Raw genomic sequence first — 23468 nt, 5'->3', positions numbered from 1 at the left:
GGTAAACAATAAAAAATAAAGATCTCCTTACCATACATATGGACAACAAACAATCATATGTTTAATGTTTAAACCTACATTTCCATGGCATCTACCAAATAAGTTAAAATCATTGATTATTAAACAGTTGCAACATTTTACCCCATTTATATATGCACTGTTTGCTTTCAGTAAGGAATAAAAATATTATCTCCCAATCATAAGACAAAGTGCTTTTCAACTACCGATTTAAAATTATCTTTCAGGTTTAATAACTAAATCCCCTTTGTAACCTTTTTCTATATCAAAAGATGAAAATAGAAAAAGTTACAAAAGAGATTTAAATCAAGATTTCAATACCTCACCATCTTTAAAACACAGTATCTTCAATTATTTGCCCCACAACGCTCTCGCCTCTATAAGAGCACATCCACTAGTCTGTGCGCCCAACTCGGTAGTTCCAAGAGCAGATGTAGTCCAATTGGTTCCAAATAAAATATCCAACTTATTTACACCTTTACGCCACAAAATATCTGCATTATTACTAAAGAAAGTTTCAAATTTCTTACGATAAAGTTCATCCAAATCAGGCTCCATGATCAACTTAACAAAATAGCGCATAAATATGCCTTTGAAAAATCCACCATCTCCAGCACCTTCATCACGTAAGACATTGTTTCCACTATCAATCATACTCGCATCACTAATACAGAAATAAGCAGCTTTACGTGCATCTTTTAAATAAGTGGCATCACCTGTAGCCTTATACAATTCGTGAGCAGCTCCCAAGAAAGTTCCTTGATTGTAACTTAATGAAAGGGTACTGATTTCTCCACTTTCACCGTTCAAATTATCATAAACAGCTCCAGTAGCTTTATTAAACAGATTTTCACGCAACCATGCATAAATCTTGACGCCCCAGTTCTTATAGGCTTCATCCTTTGTTACAGTATACAAACGCATTGCCAACAAAGCTGCCGGACCATTTGAACATGCATTTTTGCTCCATGGCTGGTCAGCTCTCCATGCTACACCACCATCGCCATATTCTTCATTCCAGCCACCTTCAATATAGCCCCATAATTCTTTGGCAGTATTCAAGTATTTTTCATCTTGAGTAGTTTCATATAAACGGACCATAGTAAGGGCAATCCATTCCATATCATCATAAAAATTATTCCAATAGGAACCTCCATTTTTTACTTTTATCCCTTCATACCATGGAGTAAACAGATCTGAATATTTAGCATTTCCGCTACGCAAGTAAGCATCAATAATTACATCCATAGCTTGTGCTTGAGGCCAATACTGAAATCCAGTATCATTACCATCATTTTGATAATTAAAGTATCCTTCCTCATTCCAAAAACGATCTGGTAAAGTAGAGCTGGCACTATCAGCAGCCGCACTCCAATCTATTGCATAACCAGTATCGTATACATATTCATCTTCAATTTTACTACAGGAAGCAAAAAGCATTCCTGTAATAAAAAAGAGTAATAACCACCTATATTTCATAGCTCAATTACTTAACAAGTTCTACATGATGTGTATAATTATCTCCTGAGAAAATAACAGAAACTCGAGTAACAGCTCCCGGATTTGCTCCATCGGCAGCTCCATCGAATTCATTGTTCAATTTCCATTTCTGATCCCACTGGTTATTAGCCGTTTCAGTTATATAGAAATATGGATCATCTGCAGCAGCCTCTCCAGGAGCACTATCTGTAGTATTCTTAGTTCCCCACATCTGAGTTGTACCATCGGCATATGTCATCAAGAATTTATAACGCTGGTCTCTACCCCAACTTTCCTGTTTGAATTCGATGACAGATTCACCTTCGAATACGCCATTGCCTTTATAAGGCAGCTCAAAAGTAACCTCATTACTTGGACAGAAGAAGAATCCTAAGCTCTGAATTTCAGTCATCTTAACAGAAGCTGTTGTAAAGTCAAATACAATACGATAGATACCTCCCTTGCTGACAGTTGTTTCACCCTGACCTTCGATGATAACGCCACTTTCATTTACATAATAAGATTTAGCATCAGCAGAGTTATTATCAACCAGTCGATAAGACTTTCCTTCTTCCAATTTAGTAAATACTTCAAATACACCTAATTCATCTGGCATAGAACACGGTACTGCTTTTGTAATCTCTGTTCCACCTTCAGTTGCTTCACCAGTCAAATAAACCTGATTAGGCAGTTCAGTAAATCCTTTCAGACAAGTAATAGTAAGAGTTCTTGATTCAGTAGCCATTGCTGAATTTAATCCTCTGGAAGCAACAACGGTCCATTTTAAAGTACCAGTTTCGCCACCATTAATACCGGCTGCTTTTCCAATTTTATCCAATACTTTATGAGTAATTGTAGCATAACTACGAACTCCATTGTTATCGGCAACAACACGATAAACCGGATTTGAGAAATCACCATCCACTTTATCAAAAACAACTTCATACAATGGCGAGCCACTGTCTTCTGCTTTAGCTGCAGCCCACTCAAAGAAAAGTGAAGCGGTAGATGAAGCAACCAATGTTACACTCTGACCATCGGTAGGTTCATACAGTTGAGTAACAGGACTAACCTGTGCATCCTTATATTCCATATCTTTAGTACATGACGTAGAAAACAACACCGTCAAGCACATTACAAATACATAAAAAAATCTTGGTTTCATCATTATAAGTATTTAAATATTCAAAGTTAATCAATTAGCATATCCCGGATTATTTGGAGCCAAATTATGGTTCAAGTCGATCTGAGTCTGAGGTACAGCCCACAAATAGTCTCTTTGTTCATTAAAGCTATAAGAGTCTACACGAATTGTGCCAACACCTTCAAAAGTAGCTCCATTCACATCACCATTCAAATATTCTGAACCAGCTTTCCAACGCTTGATATCGAACCATCTCAGTCCTTCCATTGCCAATTCACAACGACGTTCATTACGGATTAATTGTCTCATATCATCCGTAGAAAGAGAAGGATATTCCAATGCACCCTCATCAGTAAATCCAGCTCTTTCTCTGATACGCTTAATTGTCATATCCCAGATATCTTTCGTAAATTCACCTTTCTCGAATTTTGCTTCAGCATACATTAACAATACATCTGCATAACGCATTGTAATGATATTCAGGCCTGAATTCAAATCACCAGCATCCTGTGGACTATAATACTTACGTACATAGTAACCAGTAGCTGTGTTATTACTACCATATACATACTTATCGACAGTGGTTGAAGTACTCGGATCGACATGTATAACAGTTCCTACACTACCATCATTTACGTTACCACTCCAATCATAGCCATCGTATACAATTGTTGCCGTCATACGTGGATCTCTGTTTGCATATGGATAATCTGCAGTATAACCACTACCAGCTTCATTGATTCTCTTACCGTTCAGCATGATATAGCTATCAACCAACGACTGCTGAGGAACACGGTTAATTGTTCTACCTCCCACACTCAACGGAGCCATATCGACCATATCTCCCCAAGTCAAAAGTTTCTTTACATACGAACGATCCAAGATTACTTCCTGATTATGTTCATTCTCCTCTTCAAACAATCCACGGTAAGAAGGAAACAAATCATAAGTTCCATATTCACCCTGATTGTTGATCAGATTATCTGTATAGGTAATTACTTTATCCCAGTTTCCTTCCATCAAGTATACACGTGCCTGCAACATGCTTACTGCACCTTTCGTAATTTTACCCTGTTCGTCTGCCGATAAAGCAGTATTAATTGGCAGATCATCTTTAATATCTTCCAATTCATCATGGATAAACTGCAAAACTGTAGCAGCAGGAGTACGACTTATTGTATTAGCCTCATCCAATGTAATATCCTTTGTAAAGAACGGAATATCACCATAAAAATTAACCAGACGGAAATAAATTGCAGCACGGATAAAGCGAATTTCTGCTATCATACGAGCTTTTGCAGAAGGATTCATGTTAGGAATCAAGTCTACTTTATCTAGAAAAACATGACAAGTCTTAATTCCTCCATACAAACTTTGCCATTCACTTGAAAAAACGCCAACAGAAGGAGTAGCCTGTCCCTTACGAATAGCACGCTGATCGGTTACCGTACGACCATCTATTACATTATCGCTCAAACTTTCATCCGACCACATTTTCCCAGCATCATACATCTGGCTGTACGCCATATTAACCACATTCTGTGCTTTTGCCTCCGATGTCCAATAACTGTTATCGGTAAATTTATTTGTAGGTACATTTTCCATGCCATTGCAAGCAGACAATAGCAATACTGCACTTACAACATACAGCATATATGTTTTTAATTTCATAAAATCACACTATTAAAATTCTACATCAATACCAAAGCCACAATAACGCAATGTCGGATAAGAACGTCCACTGTTTGCGCCTTCGGCTGACATTTTAGAGTCGAACTCAGTAGATTCAGGATCGATAAAGCTATTGTTACTAAATGTCAGCAAGTTATCGCCACTTACATACACTCTAAGCTTTTCCATGCCGATCTTTTTTGACCAAGTCTTAGGGAATGTATATCCTATTACAACATTCTTCAAACGCATATATTTACCATCAAGAATCTGCATGTCAGAACCAGTTTTATAATTATTTTTATTCGAGTCAGAACCTGGAGCTGCTAGACGAGGCCAGGTTGCATCCGTATTTGTCGGAGTCCAGAAATCCAGCTGATGTTTGAATATATTATATGAATAATTTTCATGAAATGGTTCAATCAATTCACCACGCAACATCATATCACGCTTTCCAACTCCCTGCCAGAACATACTGAAATCAAGTCCTTTCCAAGACAAGTTATAAGTGAATCCGAATGTATACCGCGGGAATGCGTTACCTAAAATGTATCGGTCTTTTGAGTCAATCACACCATCATTATTTCTATCTACAAATTTCACATCACCCGGCTGAACCTTACCTCCAACAGGAATAGCAGAAGCTTCAATTTCTTCATAGCTCTGGAAATAACCATCGGTCTTATAACCATAGTAAGAGTTCAAAGGTACACCTTCACGAATAATACGTTCCAATTCATTAACTTTTGTAATCTGTTCGTGACCTGGATAAGTTAAGACCTTATTATAAGAATCACTTAAATTGAAACTAAATCCATGTTGAACTTGTCCTGTGCGTACGTTATAATTGATACCGATTTCCCATCCTTGGTTCTGCATCTCACCAATATTATCCATAGGCATATCTGTTCCAAAAACGGTAGGAACTATAGGCTTCATCAAAATATCAGTTGTACGTTTGTAGAAATAATCGAATGTTACATTCAACTGATTCTTGAAGAATGAAGCATCAACACCAATATTAAATGTTTTTGTTTTTTCCCATGTCAAATCATTCAATCCTAAGGCGAAACCAGTTCCTGAAACAACCGAATTACCATAAGCATAATTATTATCGTATACGGTATAAGTTGTAAAACGGTCATAAGTACCGATAGCCTGGCTACCCAAGATACCAAATGAAGTACGCAGTTTCAAATCACCGACTTTTTCTTTATAGAAATCCATAAAGTTCTCTTCAGACAAACGCCATCCTAAAGAAACAGAAGGGAAGAAACCCCATCGATAATCTTTGTGGAATTTAGATGAACCATCGTAACGGAAACTAAATTCACCATAGTACTTATCAGCATAAGAATATCCTACACGACCTAAGAAAGAGGTAAGGCTGGTACGGTTGGTATCATCAACAGAAGTCTTTCCTGTAATGTTACCGGCTTCTCCTGTAGTAGTATCTGTAGCGATACCTAAATCAGGATCAACATACTTCTTTTCTATTTCATTGGCAGTATAAGTATACGATTCGTTCGTCACACCCAACAATCCACTTACTGTATGCTTACCAAACGTTTTATTGTAATTCAACAACAGTTGGGTATTGATCAGATACGCATCACTATTCCAGTTACTTGACTTATTGTTAGCCCAATTAACCGGTCTTGGAGTAGTAGCATCTTCACTTGCATAATATGCTACAGCATTATTTCTCGTAAAACGTGTATCGTTGATAACATCTGCTCCCACAACTCCCTTCAGAGAAAGGCCGTCGATAATCTTCATTTCTGCAGAAACATTTGCATTCAAATAATTATTACGATACTTATTATATCCACCTGCTTCCAACGATCCAAGAGGATTAAATTCTGACAAGATATCATTCAACAGATAACGACCATCTGCCGATTTCATCTTGTAATAGTAATAAGTAGGAACACGTTCTGCATCAATTTCCAAACTACCACCCGTCGTACTGATACTATTATTACGCGTATATGCCAGAATTGCGTTCAATTTAAAGCGCCCCACTTCTGTATTGATATTTGTACGGAAGTTATAACGTTCTACTCCAAAATTTTTATTGCCTACATAGTTACTTTCCTGATCAAAATATCCCATAGAAACCATATAAGTAGTATTGGCAGAACCTCCAGATACACTTAAGTTGTAATTTTGCTGTAACGCTGTGCGCATAATTTGATCGTAAAACCAACTTTCTTCACTCTCATGAGCAGCCAAATCACGAATCTGTTCCGGAGTGAATTTAGGATCACTTCCCACATTGGTGTAAGCCAAGTTGGTTAACGTTGCATTCTGCCATCCAGCAACCGGAGAGAACAGAATATCAGGATTCTGCCATCCAACAGAACCACTTAAACGAACGGTCGGCTTTTCATTTTTCTTACCAGTTTTAGTAGTTACTACAATTACACCATTTGCCGAACGTGATCCGTAAATAGCTGCAGTACCTGCATCCTTCAATACAGAGATGTTCTCGATATCGTTAGGGTTCAACTTATTGAAGCTACCACTATCAGATACGATACCATCAATAACAATCAACGGACTATTATCATTCAGGGTACTGATACCACGAATATTAAAGTTCGTTTTGTTATCATTAGGGTTATAACTTGTCTGCTGGACAATAACACCCGGAGCTGCACCCTGCAAAGCTTGTGTCACATTTGCAACAGGACGCTTGGTGATGGCTTCAGACTTAACCTGGCTGACAGATCCCACTGCACTTTTACGAGTAGTAGTACCATATCCAATTACGATTACTTCATCCAGCTGTTCGGTATCTTCTTTCAAGGTTACCATCAGATCGGATCTATTTGCAACCTTTATTTCTGTTGTTTTATAACCAATGTAAGAAAAAGACAACACACTTCCCTTTTCACACTGAAGAGTAAAATTACCATCGATATCGGTAACAGTTCCCTGTCCCGACCTACCTTTCACAGAAATGCTGACTCCTATCAACGGCTCTCCATTTACATCCTTTACATTTCCTCTGACTGTCATCGCAGCCTGTTGTGATACTGCTGCAGAACTACTCTCTGTAGCATAAAGAGTAGTAGCAGAAGAGGTTAATGTAATGGCCGCCAGAGCAGCTAACATTTTTAAATTAGTATTCATTTTTATTGATTTAAAGTTATGCATATTATATAATGCTTTAGATATAAGACAAATAAGAGAAAAATACACCAATTTATCTTATCACTTTATGCCATTCAATACATCCAATTTTCCATCAGCAATGAGTTTCAGAATCAATTCTCCAAACAACGTATTCTGCCATGCAAACCAAGGACGCGTAAACTTTTCTGCATTATCTTTATGGAAAGACTCATGCATAAAACCTGTACCAGCGTCCGTACTCATTAACATTTTTACGCACGACTGAATTTCATTATCATCCTGACTAGTAAAAGCTTTCATCATGATACTCATAGGCCATACCATATCATAACCAATGTGAGGACCACCTATACCTTCACCCGCTTTCCCTTTAAAGAAGTAAGGATTATCTTCACTCCAGACAAAACGACGAGTATTCTGATAAATAGGATCATTTATATCTACATCGCCCAAATAAGGCATTGCAAGCAAACTAGGAACATTCGCATCATCCATCAACAGATAGTTCCCAAATCCGTCCACTTCATAAGCGTAAATCTTTCCATACTTAGGATGATTATAGATTGCGTATTTTTTCAAAGCACCTTCAACTTCATTAGCCAAGTCTGTACATTGTTTAGCCAAATCCGTTTTTTTATTAACCTGCTCTAATATTTCGGCTGCTTTCCTTAACGAAGTTACAGCAAAGAAATTAGAGGGAATAAGGAACTGGAAAGTAGAAGCATCATCAGAAGGACGGAAAGAAGAAGCAATCAAACCTACAGGCTTCACTGGATTTCCCCATCCATCATTCGTCATAGTATCCAAGGCACGTTCCGTTTTTCTTTGGAAAGAATATGAGCCACGCCCATCTTTACGTTGCTGGTCTTTGAATGTAGACAATATATTTTGAATTGCTGTCATCCATAAATCGCCAAAAACAGAAGTATCACCCGTAACCTTCCAGTAGTGATAAGCCAGACGCAAAGGATAGCACAAAGAGTCTATTTCCCATTTACGTTCATGAAGCTCAGGCTTCATATCCGTTTTATCACTCATCCATTCTCCCCCAACCGGACCATCATTAAAGCCATTCGCATAAGGATCAATATTGATACATTTCCATTGGCGAAGGATCACACCTCGTAACATCTTTTTCAGTTCTGGATCCTCATTAGCAAAATCTACATAGGGCCACACTTGGGCTCCAGAGTCGCGCAACCACATGGCATGAATATCACCTGTATATACGAATGTATCATCATCACCATCTTGCGTACGATAATGTACAGTCGTATCAAGAGTATTGGGAAAGCAATTTTCAAACATCCATCTTAAATAAGGATTGGTCAATAATTCCTTTACTTCTTGTATCTTAGCCTCAACAGCTTTTGAATGAAACAAGCGCTTAGAAAACTCTGGACGTTGCGACACATATTGTTGAGTACTTTCACGTACAGCCACAGGAAGTACTTCTGCCAACGAAGAAGCATAACCATCCTCTGCAATGAAACTAGCTCCCATAAGCGTACACAACAATACACTTTTCAAACTAATCGTGTTTTTCATAACTATTTTTTTATAATATATTTATTTTATTCTTGCCAGTCTTGCATACATTTCTATCATCGCAGCCTGAGTAAGCAACCACTTTGTTTCCTTATTTTCATTTTTCTTTTCCACAAAGCAATCATCTTCAAACAGTCTATTATGATTAGCATTATGTGCCCACATATATTGCAAGGTATTCCTAAAATCATTCAAATAAACAGGATTATGATCCACTTTATAAAGTTCTTCAAATCCTCTCAACATAATAGCTACAAACCAAATATTACCATTTTTTATTGCCCTAAACGACTTCTTGTCATCCGACACAAAATTTTCAAAAAAATACTGGCTACAAGCCGAAGCCAACCGTTGTGCTTCCTCCAAATAAGAATTCTGCTTTGTCAGATTATATAATAAGACGGAAGCTTGCAACATTTGTCCCGCATTATATGGAAACTTGGTTTTATTTACCTGACCATCCAATGTTAGATTATCATAATAAAGGTAATCGGAAGGATCCTGCAACTTCTCCTTTGTCCAATCATACAACTTCTGACCCATCTCGAAAAAATGCTTCTCCTTCGTTACAGAATATAACTTCAAAGCCAGTACTACAGCCGGAGCATTCGAACAAGTATTCTTCGATTCCTTTTTTTGTTCGCACCAATAAACTCCACCTCCCAAAATAGAATCACAACCACTTTCTATAAAACTCCAAATATTTCGAGCTAAAGCTAAACAGGCGCTATCACCTGTTTGTTTGTATAAATCCAGAAAATCCAATCCCAACCAAAGATTATCATCATAAAAACGATCCGCCTTTCCACTTTCTGTAAGATAAGACTGATAACAAGCAGGCACACGCAATGAATCATAATAGCATTCAAGTCCCGGTAAAATCACAGATTGAATCATCTGCTCGTATTTCTGGTTTCCTGTAGTTTCCAATAAAGCATTTAGAGCAGAAAACATTCCTGAAGTAGGCCATAAATAAGCTACCCTATTTTTGCGTATAGTATCAGCTCCTGCCAAATAGGTTACCAGATCACCGTCACGCTTAGGAAACGTTTCATAAAATAAATTCCGGTCAGGAACTTTATAGTATGCCAGTGTACTATCTAATAAAGTTGCAGCATGATCCGAAAAATCGATATTGGATTTCTCTCTATGACATCCGCATAGAAAGAACAGAACTCCAATACTCATTATTAAAATATATTTTTTCATAAACTTACCTTTATTTAACGTTCTATCCGAACGTGTACAAAGGTAATATTACCACGCCATAAATATATATCCATCTCAGACAATCATGTCAACTATCAAGTGATGTGAATTATATAAAAAATTTTATATGTATATACATATGTCATCGATGTATGCATATATGTCAAATATGTAAAATTTAACATTTCTAATACACAATATACCATATTATTACCTATATTTGAAATACACAAACTTTAAATACGTGAATATTATGAACGCAAATCCTGTTTTCAGTTTGCACATTCCAACAAGAATCTTGTTCGGATGTGGTGAGATAAAGAAGTTAGCAACAGAAATACTTCCGGGAAAGAAAGCTATGATTATCATTTCAGGCGGTACTTCGATGAAAAAATACGGATATTTAGATAAAGTAACCAGCTTCTTGACAGAGAATGATGTCGCATCTATCGTTTACGATAAAATTCTACCCAATCCTATTAAATCGCATGTAATGGAAGCTGCCGCTATCTGTCGCGAACAAGGTTGTGACTTTATTATCGGATTAGGTGGAGGTAGTACCATAGATTCCGCCAAGGCTATTGCCGTTATGGCATGCAATGACGGAGATTTCTGGAACTACGTAACAGGTGGAACCGGCAAAGGACGCCCAGTTACCAAAGCACTTCCCATTGTTGCCATTCCTACTACGGCAGGAACAGGAACAGAAGTTGATCCGTGGGCTGTAATTACCAACGAAGAAAAACAAGAAAAAATAGGCTTTGGCTGCCCGCTTACTTTCCCAACTCTTTCCATCATCGATCCGGAATTAATGGTTTCCATCCCTGCACATCTAACAGCTTATCAAGGATTCGATGCTTTCTTCCATGCTGCTGAAGGATTCATTGCCAACTGTGCAACTCCAATCAGTGATCTTTATGTATTGGAAGCTATCCGCTTACTCTACAAATACCTTCCTGTAGCCGTAAACGACGGCAAGAACTTAAAAGCACGTGCTAAAGTAGCATGGGCCAGCACACTTGCCGGACTGGTAGAAGCTACATCCAGCTGTACTTCCGAACATTCTATGGAACATGCCATGAGTGCTTTCTATCCTGAATTACCTCATGGAGCCGGATTAATTGCGCTGAGTGAAGCTTATTTTGAAACATTCCGTAATGACTGCATGAAGCGTTACATGAAAATGGCGGATATCATGACACAGCAGAAGAGTAATCGTCCAAGCGACTTCATCGATGCGCTGGTACGCATGAAAAAGGAATGTCATGTAGACGATATCAAATTAAGCAAATGGGGATTGAAAGAGGAGGATCTTCCGAAAATGGTTCAGAATGCACGCGATACAATGGGTGGTCTGTTTACCTTAGATCCACGTCCGCTTACAGACGAAGAAGTATTGAACATCTACAAACAATCTTATAAATAAGGGTCTCACTTAGTCTGTCAATCAGGCTAAAAGAGAAGTGACCATTCACATGGTCCGATAAAGTAAAACAAAAAGAGTTCACCCCCCAAGGATGAACTCTTTTTGCTATTTATTATTCTGTTACGGTAAATTTCAATGTCGACACATCTTCGCTGTTCGGACCAATCATTACATTAAAATCTCCCGGTTCACAAACGTAATTCAAATCGTAATCATAGAATTTAAGTAGTTCCGGAGTTATCTTGAAAGATACTTTCTTGCTTTCTCCTTTCTTTAAATGTATACGCTGGAAACCTTTCAATTCTTTCACCGGACGAGTAATACTTCCTACCAAATCACGAATGTACAACTGAACAACTTCATCTGCATCATAATTTCCCGTATTGGTAACCGTGATAGAAGCAGTCAGTTCCCCATTCTGTTTGTTCATGGAATCAGCACTCAACTGCATGTCGGAATAAGCAAATGTTGTATAGCTCAAACCAAATCCGAATGGATATAAAGGATCGTTCGATACATCAATATAATTGCTGCGGAACTTTTCAAACCATTTGCCTTTAGCCAACGGACGACCTGTGTTCTTATGGTTGTAATTCATAGGCAACTGACCCACGTTCTGTGGAAAGCTTGCTGTAAGTTTTCCACTCGGACAAACATCGCCAAACAAAACATCGCATATCGCATCGGCCGACTCACTTCCGCCAAACCAGACGTTCAAAATAGACGGAACGTGCTGCTGTTCCCAAGTCATGACTGTTGGACGGCCCGCAAAATGAACCAGCACAACAGGCTTACCTGTTTTCAACAAAGCATCCAGCAAGTCACGCTGTGCATCCGGCATTTCCAGGTTTGTACGACTGCTGCATTCACCACTCATTTCAGAAGATTCTCCCAATGCGGCTACAATGACATCAGCCTGTGAAGCAACACGCAAGGCTTCGTCCAGTAATTCCTTATCATTGCCACGAGGAATTTCCCGACCGAACATGGTAGCACGAGTCTGATAATCCGCATCGTACATCAAATTACTACCTTGTGCATAAAGTACATTCGCCTGATTACCCACTGCTTTTTTCAATCCTTCGAGCAGCGTACTGTAACGTTGCGGAGTTGCAGCAACACTCCATGTACCTGGCATATTAGTACGTGTATCGGCTAACGGACCGATTAATGCGATATTACCTTTTTTCTGCAAAGGCAACAAATTATTTTCATTCTTCAACAATACGAACGATTCGGTAGCGATACGACGTGCCTCAGTGCGGTGTTCTGCATTATAAATATCTTTAGCCGGACGATTCAGGTCACAATATTTATAGGGATCCTTAAACAGACCCAGCTTATATTTTGCCTCCAGCATCCGGCGACAAGCTGTATCAATGTCCTGCATGCTGACTTTACCTTCTTTCAAAGATTTTTCCAATGTTCCGATAAAGCCATCAGCAACCATATCCATATCGGTTCCAGCCTTCAGTGCACGCGCAGATACTTCCTGCAAATCTCCGATTCCATGATCCACCATTTCAGCTATTGCCGTATAATCGGTAACAACGAAACCATCAAATCCCCACTGTTTACGCAAAACATCCGTCATCAGCCAGCGGTTAGCAGTAGCAGGAACTCCATCTACTTCATTAAACGAACTCATGAAGCTACCAGCTCCCGCCTCAGCAGCAGCTTTATAAGGAGGAAAATACTCATTAAACATCCGGTTACGGCTCATGTCGACCGTATTATAGTCACGTCCGGCCTCAATGGCACCATACAAGGCAAAGTGTTTCACACATGCCATAACCTCATCATTCTTTTCCATTTTTTCTCCCTGGTAGCCTTTAACCATTGCTTTGGCAATTTCAGCTTCCAGATAAGGATCTTCTCCATTACCTTCTGAAACACGTCCCCAACGAGCATCACGGCAAATATCCACCATCGGACTGAAAGTCCAACAAATACCATCAGCACTTGCCTCTACAGCTGCAATACGAGCCGACTTCTCGATAGCCTCCATATCCCAAGTACAAGAAAGTGCCAAAGGTATAGGGAATATAGTTTCATATCCATGAATCACATCCATACCAAAAAGCAATGGAATACCCAAACGGCTTTTTTCAACAGCCAGTTCCTGCATTTCACGAATAGCTTTCACCCCTTTCAGGTTGAACAAGCCTCCGACTTCTCCTCGACTGATTTTTCCGGCTACATCACTACTCTTAGCCTGACCTGTCGTAATATTACCAGTTACAGGCAAGTTTAACTGACCTAATTTTTCCTGAAGAGTCATTTTACTCATCAGTTCGGTCACAAACTTATCCATATTACCTTCATCTTTAGGCAACAGTGATTTTTTGTTTCCGGCAAAAAGTGTAGCCGACATACACAAAGAAGTCACTAAAAGGAATGTTGTCTTTTTCATTATCTCTTTCTAATTAAAAATAAATCACTTTTTAACTTCAAAACCTAAATTTTTCAGTCCTTCCTGAATTTCAGGACAACTCATAAACAAGTTCCAGAGTAATCCGGTACGATAATTTTCTATCATTGGAGCAATCGTACACTGATCTATAGCAAGATAATGCGGTACCGTCCAGTTATCCGTTTCCGAGAATGCATCATAAAAACCATACGTACCCCAAATAGCATTACCCTTTGAATAGAAATATTTCAAGGCACGCATCGATTCTTCAGGAGTATACGGGAAACTCGATAAAGCAGCTGTAGGAGTAATTACACCCAGATCATTGTCACCCGGACAATGTGCCGCATAGCCATTCACAGAATAACTGGCAGTCAGTCCCCAGCAGTTTTCACCATAACCCTTATAACCTTTCGGATTTTCCACACAATACCGATAATCAGATAGAGCATGATTCCGTACAACATTCCAATAATCAGCATAACGGTCTTTTATTTTGCGTGGATCCAATCCGATATAAGAATAATGTGCCCAAAACAGCGGACCTCCCAGCTCCTCGGCTCCATTATGTTTCAACTCCAGAGGTAACCCATAAGGAGCAGCCGATGTCTTGATATCTCCTCCTCGTGCCCATCCATTATGATAAGCAGAAGCAGGAACCGGATGTGTTGGAGAAGATGCAGCCAACACATAAACGATCAAAGCTTCATTGTAGCCTTCAAGAGGAAAGTTCATTTCCCAGCCGTAATTGGGCGACCAGTGCCAGTAGATAACATCCTTACCGTTCTGATACCAGTCAAATTCCATTTCATGCCACAATTTATTAATTTTCTCACAAAGTTCTTTTTCTTTTGGGTTTCCATTTTCAAAATACTGGCGAACACAAAGCAAACTTTGCATTACAAAACAGCTTTCTACCAAATCGCCACCATCATCTTTCATACCAAAAGGTTTCACTTTTCCTGTCGGACCGTCAAGCCAGTGAGGCCAAACTCCATGAAAGCGGTCAGCACGAGTCAGATAATCGACAATTTTATGCAAGCGTTCCACACCATCTTCACGAGAAATAAACTTTCTATCGATAGCAACCAAGACACCAGCAATACCAAATCCACTACCTCCCGTAGTAACTACAGATGAATCATTCTGAGGATAACTTCCATCCAGATGAATACGTTCAGGAGCAAGACCAGATGTTTTCTCCGCTCCATCCCACATATAATTGAAATGTACTTTCTGTATATAATCCAACATTGCGCTATCCGATGGGAAAGAATCCGGACGAGCAATTGTTTGTTCGGTAATGCTTAGGTTTTCACCTTTTTTAGCCGATGTGCATGAAAGCATAAACAATACACACAAGCCATAAAAATATTTCCACATAAGTATTTACAGATAATTGTAACAATCCTTTCAGGAGCATCACGTATATATCACACGTTAGCTCCCGAAAGTTACCTTCTAAAAAACTATTAACCTTTATTCATCTTTCGGCTCATTCGCCAACGTCGAAGAGATATCTATCTGAGCTGTAGGTACCGGATAGTATTCTTTTCCAGCAGTCCATCCCAAAGGTCCCAGGACTTCACTTAACTTACCTGTACGGCGCAAATCATTGTACCGTTCACCCCATTCCAGTGCAAGTTCCATACGACGTTCATCCATAATCTGATCAAGTGTCACATCCTCCAGCTCAGGCATTGCTGCACGCTTACGAACCTGATTAAACGGATCATCACCATCCTTATTCTGACGCACTTTTGCCTCTGCATTCATTAAAAGCACTTCTGCATAACGGAATACACGGATATTATTATTTGTTCCATACTCTGTACGTCCTTCAGTCATCTGATTCGATGGAGTATAAGCCTTTCCATTGAAACAATCCGGTGCAACACTACTGGCCGGTGCCTTGATGAAATCACCTTCTTGAGTCGTTTCACCTGCCATCAGGAAGGTTGTAGTAGCACGAACGGTTTCACCACGTTCGGCTGCCCACTGACGGAAAGCTTTTGTCGGACTGATAAAGCCCCATCCTGAAATATTACCATCATTCAAAGGTCCCTGGAATACAAACCAACTGTCCGGTACTACAACTTCTCCCGAGCCATTGCCAAAATCGGTAAACTGCATTTCGAACAAAGATTCATCACAGAGTTTACCGGGGATTTTAAACAAGTTATTAAAATCACTGTATAAAGAGAACTTTTTACTTCCGATAATATCATCTGTCAGTAGCTCAACTTTCGACCAGTTCTCCTGTTCCATATAAACCTTAGCAGCCAGCATTTCAGCAGTAAACAAAGAAACAGCTCCGATACGGTCGGTATATTCGTTCGGACGGATACGGGGCAAATATGTCATAGAATATTCCAAATCGCTTAATATATAGCGATATACAGCATTTACCGTAGAACGAGTCATATCGGTCTGCTTATTGTCACGCAAAATGGTAACAGGGCCAAACAATTCTGTCAGACGATAGTAGCAATAAGCACGGATAAATTTTACTTCGCCTGTATATTCTTCATAACGTTTTTCATCTGCATCCGAAACGATGTTGGCAGCATAACCGTCGAGAGCTTCCAGTGCAGCATTTGCCACCTTAATGATGTCATAATAAACCATCCATGCCTCGTTTGTTCCCCAAAAGCCGGCATTATAAGTATAATTTTGATCGATAGCAACCAAGTCTGCCTGGTCGTCAATTCGACCTGTAGAAACATCATCGTCACGGACAACTGTCGCTCCCCATACAATCCAGTGAGAACCTCTCTGGCGTAACTTTGCATAAACGCCAGATACCGGCTGATACATATTATTCAGGTTTGTATAATCAACCTTTTCTTCATCCACCTTATTCTCCGGCAATTTATCCAAATAATCGGAACAGGAGGATAATAATGTTGTGGCAGCAAACGCACACAGTAATATATTTTTTATCTTAATACTTTTCATAAATCAGCGTGTTTAGCAATTTGTTAGAAATCGATAGTCAAACCAAAAGTATAAGTGGCAGCCAGCGGGTAAACACCCTCGTCCCAACCATAGCTCTGGCTAATTTCAGGAGTAAATCCGTTCGAAGTAAAGTAAGTAAACGGACGGTCGGCAGTCAAACTTACTTTTACACCCGGCAATGTGTAACTTCCCATATGGATATTACGGAAATTGTATGCCAGCATGACATTCTGTATGCGGAAGAAATTTCCTTTTTCCACAAAGAAGGAGTTGGTATGACTGTTATTCCAAGCCTTCAACATACCTTTTGCCGAAGGATATGAATTGGTAGAACCTTCACCCGTCCAACGGTTATCATAGAAATCCTTATCGAAGTTGAAGTTAGCCTGAGTATAACGTACGGCACGCTTACGGTTATAAATTTCATTTCCTGCCTGTCCGAATGTTGACAAAGAGAATTCCAGATTCTTATATTGGAAACCTAAATTGAAACTATAAGTCAGTGTCGGTATATTCGATCCTAAGATCTGACGGTCCTTATCATCAATCACCTGGTCGTTGTTCACATCCTCATAAATGAAATCTCCTGGTTCCAATCCATTAGCCTTAGCTATCGGATCAGCATCAATCTGAGCCTGATTCTGATATACTCCCAACACTTTATATCCGTAATACGACTGCATTTCTTCGCCCACCAGATTAATGGTACGGCTTTCTGCACTACCACCATAAATATAAGGAGCACCATTCAGACTCTTTACACGATTACGCAGAGTAGACAGGTTAACTCCGGCATAATAACTGAAATCCTTACCTATTTTATCACTCCAATTCAGCTGGATATCAAAACCACTGTTTCGTATTTCTCCATTATTACCTGCCAAAGTCTGTGTACTGAAAGGCAAGGTTGTACTGATAACAGCATTTTTAGTGATACGGTTATAGTAATCCACATCCACGTTCAAACGGCTGTCTAATAAAGCAAAGTTTACACCGGCGTTAAACTCTTCTACCTTTTCCCAGCCCAACCAACTGAAATAACTTGTATTCTGGAATCCAGGCAATGTCGTATTACCGAATACACCCGAAGCAGAAGTTCCGGTAGTAATAGAAGCAAAACCATCACTTGCAGAAACATGGTCATTACCAAGTTGTCCCCAACTTGCACGAACCTTTAAATAGTCGATTACCTCCTGTTTCTTAAAGAAGTTCTCGTCACTCATAACCCAAGCAGCTCCAACAGAAGGGAAATATCCCCATTTATTTTGATACTTGGAACTACCATCAGCACGCATTGTCAAAGACAACAAATATTTTCCAGCATAATCATAACTTGCACGAGCAAAATAAGATAATCCACGATAGCAAGAACCATCATCACTTACTTCACGTCCAGTAGAGTTACCTTGAGTAAGGTATAAATACTCATCATAATCTCCGGGAACATTGCTTGCTTTTCCTTCCAGCTTACGCATCTGCTCCTGACGTGCAGATTGTCCCAGCAAGACATTCAGGTTATGACTACCCCAAGAGTCTGTATAAGTCAATGTATTATCCCAAATGTAATTATAATAGTTTGTGTCTGTCTTGGTCAATCTTGATTCAGAGTTCTGTTGCAATGAACTCACCAGATAAGGCTGTACGTATACACGTCCTCTTATCAAAGAGAAGTCCTGACTATAGCTGGTCTTAAACTTCAACTTATTAGGAATTAAGCTCAACTCAGCGAAAAAGTTAGCCATTACCTGAAAATTCTCGTTCAGGCTATTGTTATTGTATTTGGCAATAGCAACCGGATTTGAGAAGTTATTAGTAAGCCCTATTTGCTGAGGAGAAGCAAACTTTTCAGGAAAAGCCTCATCATCCGAACGAGTATAATCATATACCGGAAGTAATGAAGGCATATTGTATGCAGCCAGCCAGGCTGAGTTTTCAGGATTATACTGTTCCGAGTTACTGATTACAATGTTACTTCCAACCTTCAACCAGTCGGTTGCTTCAAAATCAAAGTTCGCACGGAAGTTCAAACGATTGTAATCATTACGTGTATCCATGATACCATTCTGATACAGATAGTTGATACCTACTGCATAAGTTGCTTTCTCACTACCGCCACTGATATCGACTCCATGATTAGTCATCAAGGCAGGACGCAACAATTCGTCATACCAGTCGGTATCTGCACCAAATGTCAACGAATCATAATCACCACCAAACTTTTCGATAGACGACTTAATCAATGGATCATAAGCCTCACGATTTGCCTCAAGCAATAAAGTTGCATACTCGTGAGAATTAGCCATATCAAGCACATTGGTAGCAGTCTGTACACCTACATAACCATTGTAGGTAATCCGTGCTTTCGTATTGCGTTTACCTTTCTTGGTAGTAATAATTACAACTCCATTTGCTGCACGCACACCATAGATGGCAGCAGCAGATGCATCTTTCAATACAGAGATTTCCTGTATATCGGAATTGTTCAAGAAATTGATATTATCGTAGAACATGCCGTCTACTACATAAAGGGGAGAAGTGTCGCCAAATGACCCTAAACCACGAATGGTAACTTTAGGACCGCTTCCCGGAGTACCCGATGCCACGACATTCATGCCAGGAACTTTTCCCTGTAAAGCCGACATAGGTGAAGTGGTTGCCTGCGAAGCAATCTGATCACTTTTTACAACCGATATAGGAGCCGTCAAGTCTTTTGCCTTACTGGTACCATAACCAATAACAACTACATCTTCCAATTTCTGTACATCGTCCGAGAGTTCGACATTGATGGTTTTCTTTCCGTCTACTTTCACTTCAACGGTTTTCATACCAATAAAACTAAAGACCAAAGTTCCATTTGCAGGAACATTTTCAAGAAGATACTTACCATCCACATCACAGATGGTACCGAGCGTTGTGCCTTTCACTAAAATATTAGCACCAATTACAGGTTCGTTAAAGTTAGCGTCGGTTACGACACCTTGAACCGTTACCGTTCGTTGTGCATAAGTTGTAGCAACGAACAATAATGACATCAGAATGAATACTAATTGTTTTTTCATGAATTGATTAAAGTTATGATTCAAAAAACGGTGGCAAAGGTGAACATAAACTTAACGATTCACAAAAAAAGTAATACGACGTTACTACTTTGGACACTTTAAATACTACTTTTTTACTACTTTTTCAAAATAATATCCATTCATTTTCAGATATTTATAAATTACTTTAATTCTATAAGAAAATCAACAAGACTTACTCCGTCTGGAACTTCCATCCGCTTCCTGATACGATATCTTGCAGCCTCAACACCCCGAATGGTAAGGTTTGTCATTTGAGCAATATCTTTCGTTGAAAGGTTCAAACGCAAAAAGGCACAAAAACGCAAATCGGTTGCTGTCAAATTGGGATAACGCTCACGCAAGGTACGGAAAAAACGCTGGTGAATCAAATCAAAATTCTGCTGAAAAACTTCCCAAGAATCCTCTCCGGCGATGTTCTCGTTAATCAGCTTCAGCACCAGTTCCATATTCTTACGCCCACATTGTGATTTTGCCAACTGCTCTTGTACTACAGTGCGTAACTTTTCCAACATTTCCTGCTTGGCAAACGTACCCAATGCCATACTTGCCAGTTCCTTTCCTTTCAATGACAATTCAGCTTCCAATAATTTTTTCTGCTGCTCTGCAATTAACCGCTGCTGTTCACTCAATTTAATATTCTGTTCAATCTTGTGTGCTTCATATTCCTTTCGCTTCTTTTCTGCAACAGCCTTTCCTCTCCATCGAGCGACTCCATAAACCAATCCAGACAAAAACAAGACATACAGCAACAACATCGGATAAGACATCCACAAAGGTCTATTAATGACGAATTCATACTTCGTTTCATCCAGCAAACGTCCGTCATCACTATACACTCCAGCCCATAATGTATACGATCCGAATTCAAGGCTTCCAAAATGTACAGACGGAAATGCAGATTCTTCTGATAATATCTGATGACCGGATTGCAACTTAAACTTGAAACGAATAGCCGGCTGATCATAACACGGATAAGAGAGCAAGACCGAAATATCACGACAGTCACTTGCCACAGACACCTTTTGTGTGACATTCAGAGCCAGTTCCTTACCAAAAGAAGAAGATGCCAGAACACGACGAATTTGCAGGCCCGACAAATTATGCTGTGTGACAGATTGTTCGTTTAGCCGCAAACAAGCAATGCTATTATTCAAATTCAGATAACAATTATTTCCATCTACATAAATTTTATTATTCCCTTCAATACAAGGAGAGTTGAACATTTCTACTGGTATACGACGCTTAATTATGAACTTACCTTCATGATATGCCAAAAGCACATATTCATGCGAATTCATCAGCCAAAGCATTTCATTGTTATGCACATCTACAGCTGTATGCGCATCCATTAAAAACGGAACTGAATTATTCAACTGTTCATAAGGCTTTATCTTACGATCGATGTCATCGTACATAAAATACCCCTCAACACTGGAAAATACAATACGCCCTCTGATTTTCATTACATGAATTTTGCCCGATGTCTTCTTTCCACCGAGAGTATGAATATGCTCAATATCTTTAATACGATACAAATCATCGTCCAACTTGATGCGATAAAGCCCGTTATACATGTGTGAAGCCCATATAACCCCCGTTCCATCCACTTCCAGCGACTTGATCGGCGCATAGAAATCTTTCACGTTATGCGACAAATACCAGATTCCTTCTTTCTTTTTCCAGATTCGCAATTCTGCATACGAAGCCTCCACCAGTACATCTTGCCCATTGATAGAAGCCTTTACAATACACGTACTATTCAGAGTTCCCGGAACCGCCTGTATATCCCCATATTTTCCAACAAGCATCGTAGAAGCATCATTACCAATAAAAATCTGTGAATCAATTTGCTTGACATACCAGTTCTGTCCAGCAGTATGAGGAAGTAACCGAATTTCCCGGGTATGCTGATTATACTCATAAGCCCCCTGATTGGTTGCCAGATATATTTTTTCTCCAACTCTTTCTACACCGTATACCATTCCTATACTCAAGTCTTTTACAGAAGGAGTTAACAGTGTAACCGAAGTATTGGTATGTACAAAAGAAATTCCATCATCCAGTGCTGCCCACAGATTATTCTCATTATTACAGAACAGTCCCATCACAGAATTATTATTCAGCTGATTATCACGACTAAGATGCCAAAGCAGATGCCCATCCTTATTTAAGCCATAAATACCATCCAGAATGGTACCGACCACAAGTATAGAATCTCCCAGCATGACTGCACGATTCCCTTTTGCCCAGTTCAATTGCTTGTCAATATCCGTATGTAATGCCGAAGCGACTCCGTCCCGATAGGAAAATAGCCCATGATCGACCGTCAGCAATATCATGCCTTCCTTTCCATCTGGAAGTATGGAAACTACATTATCATTGCCAACAGCAACCCTATCCAGCAAAAGATGAAAGCGATTTCCATCAAACTCATAAAAGCCACCGTCAATCATCTGCGCATATACCCGTTTATGACAGGTATAAAAATACAACGGACGGATACCAGTTTTCCGGTTCATACTGCTCACATTCTTCCCATCAAAAGCATACCAGCAGGTAAACGACTGAAAATAGATTTTTTCTCCCAGCCGTACAATATGCCAGATTTCATCATTAGGAGTAATTTCATCCTTTAGCTGTTCACTTAAAGAGTGATACTCCATTTTCCCTGTCACCCCACGGGAGAAATAACCAAACTCTTCGAATGAGCCGATATAAACTTTATCCTTGTCTACAAATACAGAACGGACGATATATCCTCCCGGTACCTTATAAAGTTCCCAGGAAAAACCATCATACACAAGTAATCCGTTATTATTGCCAAAATACATGACTCCATCATCCCCTTGTGCACATGCCCAGTTTTGGTGTCCACCTCTATAATCTTTCACAGTATAATTCGTTATAGCAGGAATGAAATCAGCTCCCCAGGCCGGAATAGCATAGAGAAACAACGACAGCAAAGATATTTTCAGTAGTACCAGTCTCATCGGAGTTTATATAAAAATTTAAGTACAAAGATACACGATTTCAGTCAATCCCCCTATCCGACTTACAGATTTTAAGATAAAAAGAAAAGCCACCTGCAGCCGTTTTTACCACAGATGACTCTCAATCAAAAACAGATCTCTATCTTTTTACCTTTATCTGCAATGCACAATTTCTGAACGCTCGGCTACTCCATTCTCATTGAATGCTTCTACACAGAAATAATAATCCTGAGTTGTCGTCAACGAACGCATAAACAATTCATTTACATCATATACCATCCATGAGCTATATAATTACGTGAGTTCGGGATAAGAAAGTATCTTTAAAAGTTGGTAATCACCGAATTATTTTGTATATTTAAGTCTGACAAACAATTAATTACAAATTAAC

At 39.3% G+C, this 23468-nt stretch carries 13 protein-coding genes; 1 reads left to right on the top strand and 12 read right to left on the bottom strand.

Annotated features, from left to right (window positions below; translation table 11 throughout):
* Positions 1 to 369: 369 nt before the first annotated feature.
* From ACZM60_RS10935 to ACZM60_RS10910, 6 genes are all read right to left on the bottom strand, one after another.
* Positions 370 to 1497, bottom strand: a complete 1128-nt coding sequence (locus tag ACZM60_RS10935; RefSeq protein ID WP_294595319.1) for a glycoside hydrolase family 76 protein — start codon at positions 1495 to 1497, stop codon at positions 370 to 372.
* Positions 1498 to 1504: 7 nt separating this feature from the next.
* Positions 1505 to 2590 (bottom strand): SusE domain-containing protein, encoded by a 1086-nt coding sequence (locus ACZM60_RS10930; protein WP_489521512.1) that lies wholly within the window; start codon positions 2588 to 2590, stop codon positions 1505 to 1507.
* A 102-nt stretch (positions 2591 to 2692) separates the two neighbouring features.
* Complete coding sequence (locus ACZM60_RS10925; RefSeq protein WP_294595324.1) at positions 2693 to 4312, bottom strand: RagB/SusD family nutrient uptake outer membrane protein; 1620 nt, start codon at positions 4310 to 4312, stop codon at positions 2693 to 2695.
* 12 nt (positions 4313 to 4324) lie between these two features.
* Positions 4325 to 7450, bottom strand: a complete 3126-nt coding sequence (locus ACZM60_RS10920) for a SusC/RagA family TonB-linked outer membrane protein (RefSeq protein ID WP_489521511.1) — start codon at positions 7448 to 7450, stop codon at positions 4325 to 4327.
* An 81-nt stretch (positions 7451 to 7531) separates the two neighbouring features.
* Complete coding sequence (locus tag ACZM60_RS10915) at positions 7532 to 9001, bottom strand: glycoside hydrolase family 125 protein (protein ID WP_022232368.1); 1470 nt, start codon at positions 8999 to 9001, stop codon at positions 7532 to 7534.
* A gap of 21 nt (positions 9002 to 9022) precedes the next feature.
* Positions 9023 to 10210, bottom strand: a complete 1188-nt coding sequence (locus ACZM60_RS10910; protein WP_022232369.1) for a glycoside hydrolase family 76 protein — start codon at positions 10208 to 10210, stop codon at positions 9023 to 9025.
* Positions 10211 to 10463: 253 nt separating this feature from the next.
* Between ACZM60_RS10910 and ACZM60_RS10905 the strand changes: the two genes are divergently transcribed.
* Positions 10464 to 11636 (top strand): iron-containing alcohol dehydrogenase, encoded by a 1173-nt coding sequence (locus ACZM60_RS10905; protein WP_489521510.1) that lies wholly within the window; start codon positions 10464 to 10466, stop codon positions 11634 to 11636.
* A gap of 112 nt (positions 11637 to 11748) precedes the next feature.
* Here ACZM60_RS10905 and bglX read toward each other — a convergent pair whose 3' ends face one another.
* The 6 genes from bglX to ACZM60_RS10875 form a co-directional block, all read right to left on the bottom strand.
* Positions 11749 to 14049 carry a beta-glucosidase BglX gene (gene bglX / locus ACZM60_RS10900; RefSeq protein ID WP_489521509.1) on the bottom strand — a complete coding sequence of 767 codons (2301 nt, stop codon included), beginning with the start codon at positions 14047 to 14049 and terminating at the stop codon, positions 11749 to 11751.
* Positions 14050 to 14073: 24 nt separating this feature from the next.
* Positions 14074 to 15432, bottom strand: coding sequence for a glucoamylase family protein (locus ACZM60_RS10895; RefSeq protein ID WP_445323117.1), 1359 nt, complete (start codon positions 15430 to 15432; stop codon positions 14074 to 14076).
* A gap of 96 nt (positions 15433 to 15528) precedes the next feature.
* Positions 15529 to 17007 carry a RagB/SusD family nutrient uptake outer membrane protein gene (locus ACZM60_RS10890; protein ID WP_021969817.1) on the bottom strand — a complete coding sequence of 493 codons (1479 nt, stop codon included), beginning with the start codon at positions 17005 to 17007 and terminating at the stop codon, positions 15529 to 15531.
* Between the two features lie 23 nt (positions 17008 to 17030).
* Positions 17031 to 20066, bottom strand: a complete 3036-nt coding sequence (locus ACZM60_RS10885; RefSeq protein ID WP_340318882.1) for a SusC/RagA family TonB-linked outer membrane protein — start codon at positions 20064 to 20066, stop codon at positions 17031 to 17033.
* Between the two features lie 161 nt (positions 20067 to 20227).
* On the bottom strand, positions 20228 to 23077 hold the full coding sequence (locus tag ACZM60_RS10880; protein WP_489521508.1) for a ligand-binding sensor domain-containing protein: 2850 nt from the start codon (positions 23075 to 23077) through the stop codon (positions 20228 to 20230).
* Between the two features lie 153 nt (positions 23078 to 23230).
* A complete protein-coding gene (locus ACZM60_RS10875) occupies positions 23231 to 23356 on the bottom strand; it encodes a hypothetical protein (protein WP_489521507.1) in 126 nt (41 codons plus the stop codon).
* Positions 23357 to 23468 lie beyond the last annotated feature (112 nt).

This window comes from Phocaeicola sp. (assembly GCF_057861905.1).
The sequence above is the reverse complement of the archived record's forward strand: the minus strand, read 5'-3'. Positions and strand labels throughout refer to the sequence as shown.

What these genes read in the sequence shown, in the direction of transcription:
- ACZM60_RS10935 (WP_294595319.1), bottom strand. Translation starts at nt 1,497, where the DNA reads ATGAAATATAGGTGGTTATTACTCTTTTTTATTACAGGAATGCTTTTT.
- ACZM60_RS10930 (WP_489521512.1), bottom strand. Translation starts at nt 2,590, where the DNA reads ATGGAATATAAGGATGCACAGGTTAGTCCTGTTACTCAACTGTATGAA.
- ACZM60_RS10925 (WP_294595324.1), bottom strand. Translation starts at nt 4,312, where the DNA reads ATGAAATTAAAAACATATATGCTGTATGTTGTAAGTGCAGTATTGCTA.
- ACZM60_RS10920 (WP_489521511.1), bottom strand. Translation starts at nt 7,450, where the DNA reads ATGAATACTAATTTAAAAATGTTAGCTGCTCTGGCGGCCATTACATTA.
- ACZM60_RS10915 (WP_022232368.1), bottom strand. Translation starts at nt 9,001, where the DNA reads ATGAAAAACACGATTAGTTTGAAAAGTGTATTGTTGTGTACGCTTATG.
- ACZM60_RS10910 (WP_022232369.1), bottom strand. Translation starts at nt 10,210, where the DNA reads ATGAAAAAATATATTTTAATAATGAGTATTGGAGTTCTGTTCTTTCTA.
- ACZM60_RS10905 (WP_489521510.1), top strand. Translation starts at nt 10,464, where the DNA reads ATGAACGCAAATCCTGTTTTCAGTTTGCACATTCCAACAAGAATCTTG.
- bglX (WP_489521509.1), bottom strand. Translation starts at nt 14,049, where the DNA reads ATGAAAAAGACAACATTCCTTTTAGTGACTTCTTTGTGTATGTCGGCT.
- ACZM60_RS10895 (WP_445323117.1), bottom strand. Translation starts at nt 15,432, where the DNA reads ATGTGGAAATATTTTTATGGCTTGTGTGTATTGTTTATGCTTTCATGC.
- ACZM60_RS10890 (WP_021969817.1), bottom strand. Translation starts at nt 17,007, where the DNA reads ATGAAAAGTATTAAGATAAAAAATATATTACTGTGTGCGTTTGCTGCC.
- ACZM60_RS10885 (WP_340318882.1), bottom strand. Translation starts at nt 20,066, where the DNA reads ATGAAAAAACAATTAGTATTCATTCTGATGTCATTATTGTTCGTTGCT.
- ACZM60_RS10880 (WP_489521508.1), bottom strand. Translation starts at nt 23,077, where the DNA reads ATGAGACTGGTACTACTGAAAATATCTTTGCTGTCGTTGTTTCTCTAT.
- ACZM60_RS10875 (WP_489521507.1), bottom strand. Translation starts at nt 23,356, where the DNA reads ATGGTATATGATGTAAATGAATTGTTTATGCGTTCGTTGACGACAACT.